This window comes from Paenibacillus sp. FSL M7-1414 (genome assembly GCF_038003195.1).
GTDB lineage: Bacteria > Bacillota > Bacilli > Paenibacillales > Paenibacillaceae > Paenibacillus > Paenibacillus amylolyticus.
Map to the genome: position 1 here is coordinate 6,040,388 of NZ_JBBOOS010000001.1, position 20,478 is coordinate 6,060,865.

At 52.4% G+C, this 20,478-nt stretch carries 4 protein-coding genes; all 4 read right to left on the reverse strand.

Features of this window, described 5'->3' with window-relative positions; all coding sequences use genetic code 11:
* Positions 1–97: 97 nt before the first annotated feature.
* Positions 98–15,160, reverse strand: coding sequence for an amino acid adenylation domain-containing protein (locus tag MHH92_RS26455; protein WP_340907163.1), 15,063 nt, complete (start codon positions 15,158–15,160; stop codon positions 98–100).
* 125 nt (positions 15,161–15,285) lie between these two features.
* Positions 15,286–15,408, reverse strand: coding sequence for a hypothetical protein (locus MHH92_RS26460; RefSeq protein ID WP_301291299.1), 123 nt, complete (start codon positions 15,406–15,408; stop codon positions 15,286–15,288).
* A gap of 440 nt (positions 15,409–15,848) precedes the next feature.
* A complete protein-coding gene (ectB, locus tag MHH92_RS26465; protein ID WP_101314560.1) occupies positions 15,849–17,132 on the reverse strand; it encodes a diaminobutyrate--2-oxoglutarate transaminase in 1,284 nt (427 codons plus the stop codon).
* Between the two features lie 1,200 nt (positions 17,133–18,332).
* Positions 18,333–20,165, reverse strand: coding sequence for a glutamine--fructose-6-phosphate transaminase (isomerizing) (glmS, locus tag MHH92_RS26470; RefSeq protein ID WP_036668148.1), 1,833 nt, complete (start codon positions 20,163–20,165; stop codon positions 18,333–18,335).
* Positions 20,166–20,478: the final 313 nt, after the last annotated feature.

Here is a 20,478-nt window from a genome sequence, read left to right on the forward strand (position 1 = left end):
CTGCGCGTTTACGGGTTGATTTACGGACTTGCAAGTTGTTCGCCGTTTTTCTTGGATGCGCACCACTTTCGGTTGACGGTGGAGCGCGCTTGTATTATTAGAACGCGAATTCGATCGTATCGACGGCACTCTTTGCGCCTGCCGCCGGTTTATGACATTCAATCCGGCTTAGCTCAAGTTGTGGATTTTCCACAATTTGAGACAGTACCCGCAGGTAATCCTCAGTCAAGGTGCGGATCATCGTTTCTTTAAACAGCTTGGTGGCGTAGAAGAAGCCCCCGCTCAACGCCCCTTCGTTTTCATACATAAACAGCGTCAGATCAAACTTCGCTTCCTCCAAATGGTCAAGCTCGTAATTCTTCAGGCTGACCCCTTCCAGTTCGGCGTCTCGTTCTTCGATATTTTGCAAGTCGAAAACGGCATCGAACAATGGGAAGCGGCCCGGCTCCCGTTTCACATTCAAACGCTCCACGAGATCCTCGAATGGATAATCCTGGTTCTCAAAAGCACCCAAAGCCGTTTCCTTCACTTCTTCCAGGTAGGACAAGAACGTTTTGTCGCCAGACGGACGATTGCGGAGCGCCAGCGTATTAACAAACATGCCGATGACCCGCTCCAAATCGGCGTTAGTTCTTCCAGCCACCGGGGTGCCCACGATCAAGTCCTCCTGACCGCTGTACTTGGACAGCAACACAGTATAGGCCGCAAGCAGCACCATGAACAGTGTGCTTTCACACTCGGCCGCCAATTCACGCAGCCGCGCAGAGAGAGAAGCTTCGACATCGAACTCCACATGCGCGCCTTCGTAGCTACGAACGGCAGACCGTTCGTAGTCCATCGGCAGGTCCGCCGTGGGCAGCTCGCCTTCGAAGGTTTGCAGCCAGTACGCTTCCTGCCGCCCGATTCGCTCTCGGTGGGCCTTCGACTGCTGCCAAACGGCATAATCCTTGTAATGAATGCGCAGGGGTGGCAGCTGTTCTCCGGCGTAGAAACTCGAGAACTCCTCCATCACAATCGCCATCGATACACCGTCGGACACGATATGGTGCATATCGAAAAGGAGAATACGCAGGTGCGGCTCCAGCTCGATGACCCCGGCGCGCAGCAGCGGCGGTTGGCCGAGATCAAACGGACGAACGAAGTTGCGGACGATCTGCTCGATTTGATCTGAATCCTCTGTATCAGCTTGATGATGCTCGATAGCAAAATCGAACTGTGGGTATATCCGCTGAACCACTTCGCCCTTCACCATTTCAAAACCGGTGCGCAGCGATTCATGCCGTGTTATCAATTTCCGCAAGGCGGCTTCCAACCGGTCTAAATCAAACTCACCTTCCACCTGCACCAGTTCCGGCATGTTGTAAAGCTGATCTGCTCCATCCAGCGTGTGCTGAATGAACAGCCGTTTTTGCGCGGAGGACAGAGGGTAGTACTCTCTCTCTTCCGCTTGAGGAATGGCCTCATGCTCCCGCCGTTCCATCCGGGTGATCGCCTCGGCCATCGCCGCAATCGTTGAGTGACGGAATACGTCGCGCAGCGGGAGGTTGACGTTTAGTTCCTTAAATACCTTGCCTGCCAGTGACGTCGCTCGCAGGGAGTGCCCGCCAATGTCGAAGAAGTTGTCGTAAACGCCAATCTGCTTCGTAAGCCCCAGCACCTCCTGCCAAATCACCGCCAGCTTCATTTCCAGCTCATTGCGCGGTGCGACATACTCCGTTCCACTTCCCGCTTCCCCTTCCGGCGCTGGCAGCGCCCTCCGGTCTATTTTCCCGTTCGGTGTCAGAGGCAGGCGCTCCAACCCCACAAAGTACGACGGGATCATGTAACCCGGCAGCTCCTGTGCCAGTGCACTGCGCAGATCGTTCACCAACAGCTTCGCACCGGTATCAGGCGTGTAATACGCACACAGCACCTTCTGCCCATTCGCATCACTTCGAACCAGCACCACCGCTTCGCGCACACCTTCCACCCGCAACAGCTGCGACTCGATCTCACCCGTCTCGATCCGGTAGCCCCGGATTTTTGCCTGGTTATCGATCCGCCCGATGAAGTCCACGTTGCCGTCTTCCATCCACCGCGCCAAATCTCCCGTGCGATACAACCGCTCGCCCACAGCGAACGGACTGTCTACGAACTTCTCTTCCGTCAGCTCCGGTCGGTTCAAGTACCCACGCGCCACGCCGACGCCGCCGATAACCAATTCGCCCAGCACGCCGACTGGTACGGGATTCAGATGTGCGTCCACGATGTGAAATTTCGCATTCAACCACGCTTTGCCGATCGGCACATGGCCTGTATGCGGCAGCTTCATCAGCGGTTCGTCATAGAAACTGGAGTCGATCGCCGCTTCCGTCACACCGTAAGCGTTAATGATGCGGAACGACGAGCTGAAGCGTTCCTGCAAGGTTCGGTAATCCGCCACACTGCAACTATCCGAGCTCGTAATCAACAGCTCCATCCCGCTCAACTCCAGCCCTTGCTCGTGCACGTATTCCATAAACGGTACAATCAGTGCTGGTGTTGATTCGAAGATCGTCACTCGCTCCCGCACTATCCAGTAGTGCAGACGAGAAGGATCGATCCGGTCGTCCTTCGGCACAATCACCATCGTGCCTCCGTTGTACAGCGTCCGGGCAATGTCGCCCACGAACACGTCAAACGAGAAGCTGGCGAGCTGCAGCAACCGCACCGGGAACTGATCTAATCGGTATTCCCGCCCGTAACCCGCCGCCGTGTTCACCAGGCTGCGGTGCTCGATCATCACACCTTTTGGCTTGCCCGTCGTTCCCGATGTGTAGATCACGTACGCCAGATCCTCTGGGCGGGCTTCATGGAAGCTGTCCATGCCAACAACATCAACATCAACATCATCCACAACATCCAGATGGTTCCGATCCGCACCGTTCACAGCCCCCGTTAGTTTGCCAGAGACCCGACTAGAAGCCATGTTGGAGCCTTGATCAAAGCACATCGGAGCATTTGCCCGATCTTCGCTGTACGACACTTCGTCGTCGAGGTACAGCACCGACATCAGCGCCAGCTCCTCTTCGCGGAGCCAGGCCTCGGCACGTTCTCGCAGCGGCGTTTGTGTCAGCAGTACCTTCGCTCCGCTGTCTTCGAGCATAAACCGCACGCGGTCCGCCGGATAATCCGGGTCGAGGGGTACATACGCCCCGCCGGCTTTCCAGACGGCCAGCACGGCCACCAGCAAGTCCACCGAACGCTCGGCGAGAATGCCAACGATTGACTCCCGGCCGATGCCATTTGCACGCAACGTGACCGCTAAGCGGTTCGCTCGCTCGTTCAGCTCCACATACGTTAGGCGGTTATTTTCATACACAACGGCCTCCGCTTCCGGCGTACACTCTGCCTGTTTCTCAAACAGACGGTGGAACGTAGCCGCAGGAGCCGCTTCTAGCTGCGCTGGATTAAACGCATTGAGAACTTGTTCTTTTTCCTCTGCTGTCAGCAAGTTCAGCTCGGCAATCTTCGCATCTGGACGGTTTACAATTGTCAGGAGCAACTGCTCGTAATGTTTTGCCAGCCGTTCAATCGTCTCCCTTTTGTAAAGAGCTGTCGCATATTCAAAGCTGTAATCCAAGCCGCCGTTCTCCTCGCCCACATCCAAGCTGATATCAAACTTCGCAGTATCCAGTACGCTCGGATAAGGAATCAGGCGAAGCCCTTCCAGCTCAAATTGCTCGTTCTCCGTATTCTGCATCGTAAACATCGTGTCGAACAGCGGATTACGGCTTAAGTCACGGGTGACTTGCACCTTGTCCACCAATTGTTCGAACGGATAGTTTTGATGCTCAAAAGCACGCAGAGTTGTTTCTTTGACTTCGTTCAGATATGACAGGAATGTTTTCTCCGAAGACGGATAACTGCGAATCGCCAGCGTGTTTAGGAAAATCCCGATCAACGGCTGTACATCTCCATGATTCCTTCCGGCAATCGGCGTACCAACAATTACGTCTTCCTGACCTGAATATTTATGCAAAAGCACGTTATACGCCGCAAGCAGCACCATAAACAGCGTCGTGCCCGTTTCCGAAGCAAGCTGTTTCAGGCCGCTGGTTTTTGAAGCGTCGAAGGAAAACTCCAGCGTTTGACCTTCGTAGCTCTGTACAGCCGGACGTGGATAGTCGGTCGGCATTTCCAGCACTGGAAGCTCGCCCTGGAACATGTCCAGCCAATACGCCCCCTGATGCTGAAGCCGTTCCTGCTGCTCCTGCGAATGCTGCCAAACGGTGTAGTCTTTGTACTGAATGCGTAGCGGCTCCAATTGCTCTCCACCATACAAACGTACGAATTCTTCAACAAAGATTTCCATTGAAACGCCGTCAGAAATAATATGATGCATGTCGTACATCAGAATATGGCGTTCCGGAGCCAGCTCAACAAGGCCTACCCTCAACAGCGGTGGCTTAGCCAAGTCAAACGGACGGACGAAACCGTGTACCACCGCTTCGACCTCTTGCTCATCCGCTCGATAGAACTCCACCGCAAAATTCACGTTCTGGTAAACCCGCTGTGATGCTTCTCCATCCACCATTTCAAACCCGGTGCGCAACATTTCATGCCGCGCCACGAGCTTACGGAACGTTTCTTCGAACCTTGCCCGGTCCAAAGCACCCTCCAGCAGCATCGCTTCCGGCATGTTGTAGCTAAGCTCCGCAACTTCCAGCTGATTCAGAATAAAGAGACGTTTTTGAGCAAAAGATTGCGGGTACACCTCTCGGCCATCCGTCACCGGAATGGAAACAAATATCTGCTGATCCAGCCGAGAAATGGCGGTAGCCATGCTCTCGATCGTGGAATGGCGGAACACGTCGCGCAGTGGCAGATCCACGTTCAACTCTTTATGAATCTTGCTGACCAACGTTGTCGCGCGCAAGGAGTGGCCACCGATGTCGAAGAAGTTGTCGTGAACACCAATCTCCTTCGCAAGCCCCAGCACCTCCTGCCAAATCGCCGCCAGCTTCGTTTCCAGCTCATTGCGCGGTGCGACGTACTCCGTTCCGCTTTCCGCTTCCCCTTCCGGCGCTGGCAGCACCTTCCGGTCTATCTTTCCGTTCGGTGTCAAAGGTAGACGCTCCATCTCCACGAAGTACGACGGGATCATGTAACCCGGCAGCTCCTGTGCCAGGGCACTGCGCAGATCGTTCACCAACAGCTTCGCACCGGTATCCGGCGTGTAATACGCACACAGCGCCTTCTGACCGTTCGCATCACTTCGAACCAGCACCACCGCTTCGCGCACACCTTCCACCCGCAGCAACTGCGACTCGATCTCACCCGTCTCGATCCGGTAGCCCCGGATTTTCGCCTGGTTGTCGATTCGGCCGATGAAGTCCACGTTGCCGTCCTCCATCCACCGCGCCAAGTCTCCTGTGCGGTACAGCCGCTCACCAGCGGTGAAGGGACTGTCTACAAACTTCTCTTCCGTCAGTTCTGGTCGGTTCAAATACCCACGTGCTACACCAACGCCGCCGATGACCAGCTCGCCCAACACCCCGACCGGTACTGGGTTCAGTTGTGCATCCACGATGTAGAACTTCGCATTCAACCACGCTTTGCCAATCGGCACATGGCCTGTCTGCGGCAGCTCCTTCAATTCTTCGTCATAGAAACTGGAGTCAATTGCCGCTTCCGTCACGCCGTAGGCGTTAATAATGCGGAACGATGAGCCAAAGCGCTCCTGCAAGGTCTGGTAATCCGCCACACTGCAGCTGTCCGAACTTGTGATGAGCAGCTCCATCCCATTCAACTCCAGCCCTTGCTCGTGCACGTATTCCATAAACGGTACGATCAGTGCTGGTGTTGATTCAAAGATCGTCACTTGCTCCCGCTCTATCCAGTGGTGCAGGCGAGACGGATCAATCCGATCATCCTTCGGTACAATCACCATGGTGCCTCCGTTATACAACGTGCGTGCGATATCACCCACGAACACGTCAAACGAGAAGCTGGCAAGTTGCAGTAGCCGGACTGGGAACTGATCCAACCGGTATTCCCGCCGGTAGCCCGCTGCCGTGTTCACCAAGCTGCGGTGCTCAATCATTACACCCTTAGGCTTGCCTGTTGTCCCCGACGTGTAGATCACGTACGCTAGGTCCTCAGGACGAGCTTCATGGAAGCTGTCCAAGCCAGCAACCTTCAGATGACTCGGATCATCGCTGTTCACAGCACCCGTCAGCTCACCGGAGACTTTACCGGAAACCATGCTGGAGGCAAGCGGTGCATTCTCCCGGTCTTCGCTGTATGACGTTTCGTCGTCGAGGTACAACACCTTTGCAAGTGCCAGTTCCTCTTCGCTGAGCCAGGCTTCAGCACGCTCTCTCAGCAGCGTTTGTGTCAGCAGCACCTTCGCTCCGCTGTCTTCCAGCATGAACCGCACGCGGTCCGCCGGATAATCCGGGTCAAGCGGTACATATGCCCCGCCTGTTTTCCAGACGGCCAGCACGGCCACCAGCAGGTCCACCGAGCGCTCGGCGAGAATGCCAACAATCTCCTCCCGGCCGATTCCACTTGCGCGCAGCGTGGCCGCTAAGCCGTTCGCCCGTAAGTTCAGCTCCGCATACGTCAGCCGAACGTTCTCGTAGACAACGGCTTCCGCTTCCGGTGTGCGTTCCGCCTGTTCCTCGAACAGTCGGTGGAACGCGGCCAAAGGAGCCACTTCCGATTGCATCGGGTGAAACGCGCCGAGAATCTTCTCTTTTTCATCTGCCGTCAGCAAGTCCAGCTCAGCGATCTTTGCATTCGGATGGCTTACAATCGCCGCAAGCAAATGTCCAAAATGAATCGACAGCCGCCGGATCGTGCTTTCTTTATAAAGAGCCGTTGCGAATTCAAAGTTGCACTCCAGTCCGCCATTTTCTTCCGTGACATCCACACTCAGGTCGAACTTGGCCATACCATATTCGCTAGGGTACGGGGACAATTTCAGCCCTTCCAGCTCAAACTCTGACTCCTCCAGGTTTTGCAGGGAGAACATCGTGTCAAACAGCGGGTTGCGGCTCAAATCCCGGCTAACCTGCACTTTATCGACGAGTTCTTCGAACGGATAATTCTGATGCTCGTAAGCGCCTAAAGTCGTTTCTTTCACTTCTTCCAAATACGACAGGAAGGTCTTCTCCGAAGCCGGATAATTGCGGATCGCCAGCGTGTTGACGAACATTCCGATCAAAGGCTGCGTGTCGCCGTGCGTTCTGCCCGCAATCGACGTTCCGACGATCAAATCGTCCTGACCTGTGTATTTATGCAAAAGCACGGTATATGCGGCAAGCAACACCATATATAGCGTCGTTCCTTTTTGAGCGGCCAGCTGTTTCAAGCCTTCGTTCGTTGCCTCGTCCACGAAGGACGTCAGCGTATGTCCCTCATAGCTCTGTACAGCAGGACGCGGATAGTCCGTTGGCATTTCCAGAACCGGCAGCTCGCCCCGGTAACGGTCCAGCCAGTAAGCTTCCTCGCGTTTCAATTGAATTTTTTGCTCGTCCGATTGCTGCCATACCGCATAGTCCTTGTACTGAATGTGCAAAGGCTCTAATGACTCACCGCCATACAGACGAACGAGTTCCTCAACGAACACGTCCATCGAAACCCCGTCGGAGATGATATGGTGCATGTCAAACATCAGTAAATAACGATCGGCTGCCAGCTCTACGAGCTCGGCACGCAGCAACGGTGGCTTCGCCAAGTCGAAAGGTCGGATAAAAGCCTGCACGACTGCAGACGCTTCTTCCTCGTTCGCATGTCGACACACGACGGAAAAATCAACGCTCTCGTAAATACGCTGTACCGCTTCGCCTTGTACGACCTCAAATCCGGTTCGCAACGTTTCATGACGTTGGATCAGTCCGCGGAAAGCTTTCTCCAGCAGGCTATGGTCAATTGATCCTTCAAGCAGCAGCACACCCGGCATGTTATAGCTCTGCTCGGCTCCTTCCAGCTGATTCAGGATAAACAGCCGCTTCTGAGCTGAGGAAAGTGGATAATACGCTCTTGCGCCTACCAGCGGAATCGACGAGAACAAATGTTCTTCGATCCGGGAGAGGGCGAGAGCCATCTGTTCGATCGTCGAGTAGCGGAATACGTCACGCAGAGGCAACTCGACGTTCAACTCCTGATGCACCTTGCTCACCAGTGTCGTTGCCCGCAGGGAATGGCCGCCCAAGTCAAAGAAGTTATCATGAACCCCGATGTGCTCCAATCCAAGCACACTTTTCCATATTTCAGCCAAACTGGCTTCGAGCGGAGTCCTAGGCGGAGTATGTCCTTCGCCTGGCTGCAAGCTCTCCTCAGGTGCCGGGAGGGAGCGGCGGTCAACCTTGCCATTCGTCGTCAGCGGGAGACGCTCCAACTGGATCAGGTACGTCGGGATCATATAGGCCGGCAGTTCCTGAGACAGCACGCTCTTCAGTTCGGCCGCCGGAAGCTCACAGTCCGCTTCATAATAGGCGCAAAGCTGCTTTTCGCCGGACACGTTTTCCCGCGCAAATACTGTCGTTTTTCGAATTCCCTCCACTTTCTGAAGCTGAGTTTCGATCTCGCCCAGCTCTATGCGGAAGCCACGGATTTTCACTTGGTCGTCCGTTCGTCCCACATATTCAATCGTGCCGTCCGGTAGCCATTTCGCCAAATCCCCCGTCCGGTACATGCGCTCTCCTGACGTAAAAGGATTGTGCACAAATTTCTCCGCCGTCAGTTCCGGCCGGTTATTGTAGCCCCGTACCAAACCTTCTCCGCCGACACATAGCTCCCCGACCACGCCGATCGGTAGCAGCTTATTCCGGCTGTCGACGATATACACCGTCGTATTGCTGATTGGTCGTCCGATAGGAACGGTAAGCGCCGACTCATCAACGAAGTCGACCGGAAGGTACGTGGTAAATATCGTGCTTTCCGTCGGTCCGTATACATGGTTGAGCCTACCCGCTCCAAGATGGGCGAGTGCTTTACGTACATGACCAACCGAGACACGCTCTCCTCCAAACAAAATCGCCCGGACATCCCGGAAACAATGGACATTCACATCTACAAGCACGTTGAAGAAAGCCGTCGTAATAAACATGACCGATATGCGCTGGCGCTGGATGAGATCCGCCAGTAGACCAATTTCCAGCAACGTCTCGCGGGGAACCAGCACCAGCCGCGCCCCGTTGGTCAAAGCACCAAAAATATCGAAAATCGCTCCGTCGAACGAATAGCTCGAAAGCTGGAGGACATGATCGCGATTGGTGATGTCGATATAATTTGTATTTTGCACAACGCGCACGATGTTGCGGTGCGAAACAAGGTTTCCTTTCGGCTTGCCCGTCGTGCCTGACGTATAGATCACGCAGGCCAGATCTGTCGCTTCAATCCCTGGATTTAGGTTTGTTCCGTCCTCGTGATAGAAGGACTCTTCATCCAGTAAGATCAACGAGTCCAAACCCGCCAGTCGCTCGCGCAAGCGGCTTTGTGTCAGCATGACCTGCGCTCCTGAATCCTCTATCAAGAAACGGATACGCTCCTCTGGATATTCCGGGTCAATCGGTACGTAAGCGGCTCCGGCTTTGTGTGCTGCCAGTATACCTATAACCATTTCGATGGAACGCTCAGCCATAATGGCGACCAGACGTCCTTGGGATATCCCGTGGCTACGCAAGGTACGGGCAAGGCGGTTGACACGTTCGTTCAGCTCCCGGTAAGTCATCTCTTGCTCATTCATGGAGATGGCGGCTGCATCCGGGATGTACTCCGCCTGCTCTTCGAACAATTGAATGAGCGTCTGCCCGCGCGGAAATTCCGTCGTGGTGTCGTTAAAACGTCCGAGAAGGTCGGCCTTTTCTGCCTCCGTCACAAGTTCCAGCTCGCCCACAGTAATTTCTGGGTTATCCGTTACCTGCTCCAGCAGATGCACGAGATGCCCCTTGAGCCGCTCGATACTGTCTTTATCGAACACTTCGGCGTTAAAGTCGAATCGAATTTCGATCTCGGCTCCCGGCATCACAGTCACGTTGAAGTTATAGTTCGTCTGCTCCTCCATCTGAACGTCAGCAATTGTCAGGCCGCCGTGCTGCTGGTCCCCCGCCTGCTCCATCTGCTCGTCCACCGGATAGTTCTCGAAAGCGATGATATGGTTGATCAGATTCTGCTTTTGCACGCTACGAGCTTGAATTTCATACAGCGGATAGTAATCATAACGCCCGGAATCCAGCGCCCGCTCTTGGAGCTTCGCCATCAGGTCGGCGAACACGGTGTCCACTTCGCTATTGACGCGGACCGGCACCGTATTGATGAACAGCCCGATCATAGACTCAATACCCGGGATTTCCGCCGGTCTTCCGGCAACGACACTGCCGAATACGGCATCGTTTGTTCCGTTATATTTTTGCAGCATCACGCCCCAAACGGCTTGCAGCAGCGTATTGACTGTAACCAGGTGCTGTTTCGCCACCCGGTCCATCCGTTTGCTCAAGTCCTTGCCTAGTTCGGCGGTGACGTGATCAGCTGTAAATCTGCCGCTCGGCGCTGGTTCCTTTTGCCCCGGAAGTACGGTTTGCCCTTCGTAGCCTGCCAGGAACGCCGTCCAATAGCCGGATGCCGCCTGATCGTCCTGTTTCTCCAACCATTCGATATAATCGCCATAATCCGATCCTTTACCTCCCGCTGGCTGCTTCCCAGAGGTCAGGGCCGAGTATATCTCAAACAACTCCTGCGTCAGCTGAGTCAGGCACCAGCCGTCCATTAAAATATGCTGGAAACTCCACAGAACGTGATAACTTTGCTCTTCAGTGCGCAGAATCGTAAACCGAACGAGCGCATCATGTTCCATGTCGAAGCCACGAAGCTTGTCCTCCTCGGCCTTTTCATCCAAGTAAGCTTGTTTCTCATGTACCTGCAAATGAAGCAGCTCTTCATATTCAAAGCCGACTGGCTTATCGCGGTATATGATTTGCAACGGCTCGCCCGCTGGTCCATTCACAAAATTCGCCCGCAGCACCAGATGACGTTTTGCAAGCTCCATCCAGCTCCTCTCAAAAAGCTGGACGTCAAGCGCTCCCCGCATCGTAAACCGCGTCTGCTCAAAGTAAGCTGCCGTTTGCCGGTCAAGCGCGCTGTGGAACCACATACCCTTTTGCATCGGCGTCAGCGAGTAAATATTTTCGATTTCCCCGAGATGACTCGAGCGCTGGGCGATTTGCTCCAATTCTGTGATGGTCAAGCCTTTAAATTGCACGTCGCTTGGCGTCATTTCGGTGTTCTCTTTGCCTGCGCAGTGGGTAATGAGCTCTCGGAGACTTTGCTCAAGCCGCTGAGCGAAGGCTTCCATCGTTTCCTTCCGATACTGCTTCCGGCTGTAGCTGAGATCGAGCGATAAAGCACCGTCCAGCACCATACCGTTGATATCCAGCACAAAGCTGCGGGCCTGCCGGTCGCTAGCCGGGCTGCCACTGGAATAAGAAGATATGCCGATCTCGCCCTGGTTGACATCATCGTCGAACTGGCCGAGGTAGTTAAAATTAATTTCCGGCTCTGCGCCCCAAACCAAGCCTTCCTCCGATTTCGAAAGATAGCGGCATATGCCGTACCCAAGCCCCTTGTTCGGAATGCGGCGCAAGTTTTCCTTGACCTGTTTAATCTGATAGGTCAAATCCCGGTCAGTTTCCGGCTCTAGGACGACCGGAAACTTGGTCGTAAACCAGCCGACTGTACGCGTGATATCGATATCCGTTCCGATCGATTCACGTCCGTGTCCTTCGAGATTGATCCGCACCCGTTCGTGCCCCGTCCATTTGCGTAAGGCTATGCCGAGCGCCGTTACCAAAATATCATTCATTTCGGTGTTGAAGGCACGGTGAACCCGCTTCAGTAGCAGCTCCGTTTCTTCGGGAGCCAAACGGACAAACAGCGATTCGTTGTCCTGCTGCGTCGTAACGTCCGCCTCCATATCCTTCGGCACGGCCGGAACCTCCATTTGATCCACGGTCTGCCAATAGGCCCGTTCCTTCTCCATCTCCGGGCTTTGCGCGTAAGCAGCCAACTGCTCGGACCAAGTGCGGTACGCATCTGTTTTCGCCGGGAAACGAATTTCTTCGCTTTTGCCAGTCTGCTCGTAACCTAGAGCGAAATCCTCCATTAAAATGCGCCAAGACACGCCATCTACCACAGCATGATGAACCCCGAGCAGCAAATGATCACCGTCCGCGCACTGGAACAGTCCCGCCTTCATGAGGGGCCCGTTCTCCAGATCGATGCCCGCTTGAATGTCCGTTGCCTTCGCTCCCACAGTCTGCGTGGGATTCTCCGCATCTTTGAAGTCGAACACGTCCAGCGTGAACATCTCGTCTTCCTGAATCGCGCGGTTCCGTGCGCTAAACCCTTGTTCCGTTTTGCGGAACACCATCCGTAAGGCGTCATGATGCTCTGCCAGCTTTTGCAGCACCTGACGTATCATCTCTTCGTCGAAGCGTTCCTTCCGGTACAGCATCACCGACTGGTTGAAATGATGCGGGTCCGCAAAGGAGCTCTCGAAAAACCAATGCTGAATCGGCGTCAGCGCCGTTTCACCCGTAATTTCGCCTTGATCGATGGTACGTCCGATCGGTATCACATGCAGGCTAAGCTGTGAGATCGTCGGATATTTGAACAAATCCCGGATTTCCAGCTTGTACCCGGCTTGATGAAGCCGCGAAGATACTTGAATGGACTTGATCGAGTCTCCGCCCAGCTCGAAGAAATGATCCGTTACCCCAACGCGATCGGCGTTCAATACCGCCTGCCACACATCGGCAAGCGTCCGCTCGGCTTCATTGCGTGGAGCTACGTACTCGCCACCGGTCAGTGCGTTTCCTTCTGGGGCAGGCAAAGCCTTGCGGTCGATTTTGTCGTTCGGCGTGAGCGGCATCCGCGGAAGCTGAACAAAATGCGCCGGAATCATGTAATTCGGCAATTTTTGCGCCAGCGCGCTTCTCAGCTCGCCGAGCGTAAGAGGGAGACTAGCGACCAGGTAAGCGCACAGTTCTTGCCCACTTTTGCCTTCCCGCGCAATCACAATCGTCTCCTGCACCGAGTCGATCTTCAGAAGCTGCTCTTCAATCTCACCGACCTCGATTCGGAATCCACGGATTTTCACCTGATGGTCGATCCGGCCCAAGTACTCCATATTACCGTCCGGCAGCCAGCGGGCGAGATCTCCTGTCCGATAAAGGCGTTCTCCCGGCGCAAACGGATGTTCCACGAACTTCTCTGCCGTCAGCTCCGGTTGGTTCAGGTAACCTCTCGCAAGCCCCACGCCTGCCACGCACAGCTCTCCGTCCACTCCCGGAGGCACAAGTTGCAGGTGGGCATCCAAAATAAAAATCTGATGATTAGACAGCGGGCGCCCAATCGGAATGACTCTGCGCTCCGGCTGCTGCTCATCCGCATCCCAAAGCGTCGTAACAATCGAAGCTTCGGTAGGGCCGTAAGCATTGAAATAGTGAACCTTCGCTTTCCACTGCTGCACGAATTCGGCCGATACCGCCGAACCTCCCGTTACAAGCTTTGTTAAGCTGGGAAGACGGTCCGGGTTCAAATGAGCGCTGTACGTCGGGGGCAGAATCGCCGCCGTAATCGCATGCTCGTTCATATAACTCTCGAACAGACGAGTGTCGAGAATTGTCTCGGCCGTCGGGATGTACAAAGCCGCGCCAAAATAGAGTGCTTTGAAAACTTCCCAGCAGGATGCGTCGAAGGATAAGCTCGCAAATTGAACGATCCGGTCATGTTCCGTGATGCCCAGCCTATCTGCGAACATCAGCTTCAAGCTGACCAAACCACGATGCTCCAGCATGACCCCTTTGGGTTTACCCGTTGTACCTGACGTATAAATGACATAAGCAATATCGTGTGGACCACTGGCCGCCTCCAGGTTCGAGCCATCATCGCTATAGGCCTGCTTGTCATCTAGCGCCAATACGGTCCCTTCGAACGGGACTTGCTGTAACAGCTCTCTTTGAGTCAATAGCAACTGCGCGTTCGAGTTCTCCAGAATGTAGCGGATACGTTCTTCCGGGTACTCCGGGTCGATCGGCACGTAGGCACCGCCAGCTTTCAGAACCGCCAGAATGCCAATGACCGTCTCCAGCGATCTCCTAACCATCAAGCCTACCAACTGATTGGGCAGCACACCGACCGATCGTAGCGTACGCGCCAGCTGGTTTGCCCGTTCGTTCAACTCTGCGTATGAAAGCCGCTGCCCCTCAAAGACAACCGCCGTCGCATGGGGCACACGCTTCGCTTGCTCCTCCACAAGCTGATGAATCGTCCGATCACGAGGATAGTCCTTCTCGGTATCGTTGAAGCTTTGTATTAATTGAAATTTTTCGTCCTCCGACAGCATGTCCGCTCGCACGATGTCCAGCTCCAACTCATGAAGCCCCACGGACAGTAGGCGATTCAGATGGCCGACGACCCGATTCATGAACTCGGAGTCATATAAGTGCTCGTTATATGACAGCGCTAGCTGTATCGTCCCGCCGGCTAAACTGAATTCAAAGGAACAGTCCGTGACCACGTTTTGCCCAATTTCGTCCAGATGCAACTCCTTAAGGGATACTAGCGTATGGACGAAGGGTATCCCTTCTGCATATTGCAGATCCAGCTTCTCCGTCATTTTCAAGAACGGAATATGTTGATGCTGAATGGCTTCCGGCAAGGAAGTCCTCAGTTCGCTCAGAAGCGTTTTAAAAGTTGCCCCCACCGAAAGCGAGTTTTTCAAAATGACCGTATGATTAATGGATCGACGCGTCTCCCCCTTTTTCGGCACAACCGGCATGCCGACCAGAATGTCTGAAGCACCTGTATATTTATACAAGAGTGCCTGAACACCTGCGAGCAAAATCATAAAAGCAGCCAGCGGAGCACCCTTGCTCATTTGAAGGACGCGCTGCGCCGCTTCCTCCGAAAGCGAACCGCCAACGGTTTTAACATTGGGCACCAGGGAGTTTGGAGCTTTGCTGTAAGGCAACCGCGTCAAGGTATAATCGTCACTACCGAATTTTTCGTTCCAAAACAACGTTTCTTTTTCAAAAGCCATCTGGATCGTTCCCCTCTCTTCATCGGTAAAAGCAATCCGGCGGAGCATATGCTGAAGCAACGCTCCAGCCTCGCTCCTCTCTTTTTCAAACATCTAACAACAATATCAATGGCTTGCGCAACATCACGCTTCGATTGCCCGGTTGATCGCATGCGGCAATCCTCTGCCTAGCAGCTGTACCGCTCGGCTCCCATGCGTAAAGGACAACAAACATCGTTCTACGCAAGAGATGCGGCTGCTTCGGACTCCTCTGCTTCAATATGATTGTCGCGGACGAGCCACCCGAAGACGGGATTTGGTTTAACATGGGTTTCGGAATTGGATTTGGGGATAGACGACAAGGAATGTTCCTCCTGTCGATGTAAGGCTTGCCGCAGGGTTCCGGCCGACCAGCAGGAAGTCGACCGTACCTCCTGATTTGGCACCCGAGCTGCCTTTGACGAAGCCTATGTTTAAGGGGTATTGATACACTCTATGTACGATTTGATCATTCCCCCACAGCCCTGGTGTGGATAAGTAAAGATTCGGCTGCGGGGTAGTGAGCTTTTTTTGACGATTAAATTTAACGAGGGCACTGCATGAGACTCAAGGATTGCTCCGTATGGCACGAACGGGACTGCCCTTGGATTGCGGAGAATTCCATGCTGATTGACGTTACCGCAGGAGCATAAGGAGAAAGCCTTCCACTTAGGTGAAAGCGCTACCTTAACATCAAGTCCGCACACCCTCCGGAAGGCACTTTCATGCCTCTTGCCGGGGGCGGCCATCGGCTTGGCCAAGCTTAGGTCGTTACTAACAAATCCTTGGTCTCCTGAGAGATCACCCGCTGCATACTGGACTTGATAATGTCACAGCCGGCGGCCAGATGCTCCATCGAGACGGTCAGCGGAGGCATGATCTTCAGTACACAGTCTCCTCTGCCGGCTCTTTCAATGATGAGCCCGTTCTCGAAGCTGATATCCGTCACCCGCTTCGCCCCGGCTTCATCCATGAACCCCGAGACGTCAATGCCCCAGATCAGGCCGAGTCCGCGGATGGCGATGGACGGATGCAGAGGCTTGATTTCTTGATCAAGGAACGAGCGCACATACTCTTCCTTCTGCTTCACCTGAGCTTCCAGTTCGGTTCTGTCCCGGAACTCAAGAGCAGCCTTCGCGGCCACAAAAGCCAGCTGGTTGCCGCGGAAGGTGCCGTTGTGCTCGCCCGGCGTCCAGATATCCAGTTCGGGCTTCAGCAGCAGGAGGGACATTGGCAGGCCGTACCCGCTGATCGACTTCGACAGGGTAATGAGATCCGGCTCGATCCCCGCACGTTCGAAGGAGAAGAATTCGCCTGTCCGGCCGCATCCTACTTGAATCTCGTCTGTAATGAGCAGAATATCGTGCCTGCGGCAAATCTGCTGCAGCTCACGTAGCCACTGCGCGTCGACAACGTGAATTCCGCCTTCGGCTTGTACCGTTTCAAGCAGAATCGCGGCCGGCTTGTCGATTCCGGAGTGCGAATCAGTCAGGATATTCTCGATATAACCGAGCGTATCCATTTCTGCGAAAGCCCCGCTCGGGTGCGGCATGAACGTAACTCCGTCCAGAGGAAGCCCCGCCCCTTCTCTCATGGACTTGGAGCTTGTCGCCGACAGACTGCCGAGCGACATGCCGTGGAAGCCACCCATGAATGCGAATATTCCACTTCTCTTCTTCGCCTTGCGTGCGAGCTTCAGGGCCGCTTCCACCGCATTCGTCCCTGTTGGACCGCAGAATTGAAGCTTGTAATTCAGCTTCTTCGGCTCCAGGATCCGCTCGGAGAAGCTCTGGATGAATTCACGCTTGGCCATTGTATACATATCCAGACCGTGCATAATCCGGTCGGAGGTCAAGTAATCGAGAACCCGGTCTTTAATATAATCGTTGTTATGGCCGTAATTGAGTGCCCCGGCACCTGCAAAGAAATCAATATATGCTCTTCCGTCCTCAGAATATAAAAGGTCTCCCTTGGCCCGGTCGAATACCACCGGAAAGCTTCTGCAGTAAGATCTTACGTTGGATTCCAGCTTTTCAAAAATGCTCACTCGCTTCATCCTCCATCGGAATTGGGATAAGGTTGGCTCCATCTTTCTGAACCTTCCTTTCTAAACCTTCTGACGTCATGGAGCAACATATTCTAGGCTGTCATTTTCCACAATTGTTGGTCCCCACATGCCGGCTTGTTGGTAAGCCAGTATACTGGTCTCTCGCACACAGCTTGGATGGGTATAAAAAACCCTACAATTCCATTTATTAGAATAATAGGGAATAAGACCTAGGTTGAATTATATCAAAATTTACAAGAATGTATAGTGAAATTTTTGTTAAATATAGTCATTATATTGTTAAATTTGGTTCATAAAACATTATGTGTTAACATTTTTCGTTAAAAAGAGTGAATGGAGAAGAAACGTTGGGAATGATTTGACATCAATCGAGGAATTCGACGAGTGTTGACATTCAGTCATTTAACAGGTAAATTTGGTACATATTTCCTTTAAATATTCTTTGCCGGTGTTCCAATTCCTTGCACTTTGTAATAACTTAACATGATTACCTGACCAATTTCTGAAAGCCTGGCTGGAAACTGGCCACAGCGTCCACACGGATGGTAGCCGACATAGTTTTGTATCACGCCTTCTTCTCTGCACCTCTGTTAGAGTAAAGGGTGAATATATTTTGCTCCTCTTCATCAAATCGTACGTGAGATTTTCCTTCATACGCTTTCCGATGTCCTTCATTTATTTACATGCAGATTACAATCGCGTTCTGAGTCCGAATTGAACGGTCAGTAATTTTATTTCGCGTAATAAGCTCCTTCATCAAGCGCATTGTTGCTTCTTGGCATACCATTTTGTGAGTTGTTGAAAGATGTACCCGTCACGTTCAGTCATCTTCCTTTACCATTCAAATGATCTTTTATGCCCGATCCGCATCCTTCTTGGGGATATATTTGCACTTACGAGTTGCGAAGGTTAATGATTCTCTTTAAGAAGTTGATTACATTCGTGCACGAAGAATATTTCTCAAATGTGAGAATTACAAAAGGATACTCTTCCTAAGATACTTTATAATCTGATGGATTTTCGTCCAATGAATGACCGCAATTTACAATACACAAACACAAATAAGGTGGTTCTAATATTCAGAACCACCCTCCTGAAACATCAAAAAAGTCCTGATGACTTAGAGTCATCAGGACCATTATTTTGTCCATACTTTATTAGTTTACTGAATTCCTTACCTTACTCAACCGTTACACTTTTCGCCAGGTTACGTGGTTTATCTACATCATGACCCAGTGCCAGGGAAGCATAGTATGCCAGCAATTGCAGCGCAACTACAGACAAAGCAGGGCTAAGCAGTGGCAGCGTCTTAGGAATCGCAAACGCTTGGTCTACGGATTTCAGCAATGGTGCTACGTGCTCTTCATACGTAATTGCCAATACATCTGCGCCACGTGCTTTTACTTCCTTAATGTTGCTCACTGTTTTCTCAAGTACGTTCTCCTGCGTTGCCAGGGCAATAACAGGGATACCATCTTCGATCAATGCAAGCGTACCATGTTTCAACTCACCCGCAGCATACGCCTCGGAGTGAATATAAGAGATCTCTTTCAGCTTCAAAGATCCTTCTTGAGCTACTGCATAGTCAAGACCACGGCCAATGAAGAAGAGATGTTCATGTTTGGAGATTTGCTCTGCATATCCTTTGATTGCTTCCGCTTGCTCCAACATGGATTCCACTTGCTCAGGCAATGCTTGCATTGCTGCCAGCGTGTGTTCAATCTCTTCTGCAGATTGAGTACCACGAACTTGTGCAAGGTACAGACCAAGCAAGTTAAACGCAATCAATTGCGAAGTATACGCTTTGGTAGAAGCTACTGCAATTTCAGGACCTGCCAATGTTGCGATAACATCATCTGCATCACGTGCAATGGAGCTGCCCACTACGTTTGTGATTGCCAGTACATGTGCCCCATTGGATTGTGCTTCACGCAATGCAGCAAGTGTATCGGCAGTTTCACCGGATTGGCTCACTACGATTACAAGTGTATCTTTGTGCACGATTGGGGAACGGTAACGGTACTCGGAAGCCACATCTGTTTCAACCGGAATACGTACCAATTGCTCAATCACTGTACGTCCAACCAGACCTGCATGGTACGCTGTACCACATGCAATGATTTGAACGTTACGGATATTTTTGATTTGTTCTTCAGTCATTTTCAACTCAGGAAGTTGAACTTTTTTGCCTTCATTATCAATGCGACCCAGCATAGTATCACGATATGCTTTTGGTTGCTCATGAATTTCTTTCAGCATGAAGTGCTCGAATCCGCCTTTTTCTGCGGTTACAGCATCCCAATCGACACGAATCATTTCCCGAGAAATAAAGTTACCTTCAATCGTCATCAATTCGACAGCATCATGTGTCAATACAGCCATTTCACCATCATTCAGAATGTACACGTTACGTGTATGTTCCAGAATTGCCGGGATGTCGGAACCAATGAAGTTCTCGCCTTCACCAATACCAATAATCAATGGGCTTGCTTGACGCACAGCTACGAGTTTCTCAGGCTCATGCTCTGTCAATACACCCAGTGCAAATGCGCCACGCAACAACGTGATCACTTTTTGTACTGTTTTGACGATATCACCATTGTATTCACGTGCGATCAGGTGAGAGATAACCTCAGTATCTGTCTCGGAAGTGAACGTGTGACCTTGAGCCATCAATTCATCCTTCAGATCCAGGTAGTTCTCAATAATACCGTTATGCACAACAGAGAACTTCTGGCTTCCATCCGTGTGTGGATGAGAGTTCTCATCCGATGGTTTACCATGAGTTGCCCAACGTGTGTGTCCGATTCCGGCATTACCTACCAGTGGTGCACCATCCAGCTTGGCTTCAAGGTTCGCAAGACGACCAAGAGCTTTCGTGATTTGCAGACCTTCCGGTGTGAATACCGCGATACCTGCAGAATCATAACCACGATACTCGAGTTTCTTCAATCCTTCGACCAATACCGACTGAGTGTTCTTATTACCAATATATCCAACAATACCGCACATAATTTATTTCCTCCGTTTGTATATGAATACTGTGTCACGAAGAGAAACAGGCAGAGGCGGCACATCGGAAAAATGAGTGATTGCCTAGCGTTTCATGAATACTTGGTACTTATTCAATTATCAATGATCAGAGCGACCTCGTGTCGCCCCGCTGTCATCATAAGCTGTTATGAATGCAATCATGAATGTACATCATTTTCCCGTCCGCGTACTGTTTACGCTCTTCACGCACATTCATTTGAATTTTAGTTTAACTCTTGCACCTGCACCGGCGCGTTGTGTGGACAGTCACCTATCCATTTTCCGCAATCCG

Excerpts from the sequence above, each read along its gene's own strand:
- glmS (WP_036668148.1), bottom strand. The coding sequence starts at position 20,165 with ATGTGCGGTATTGTTGGATATATTGGTAATAAGAACACTCAGTCGGTA.
- MHH92_RS26455 (WP_340907163.1), bottom strand. The coding sequence starts at position 15,160 with ATGTTTGAAAAAGAGAGGAGCGAGGCTGGAGCGTTGCTTCAGCATATG.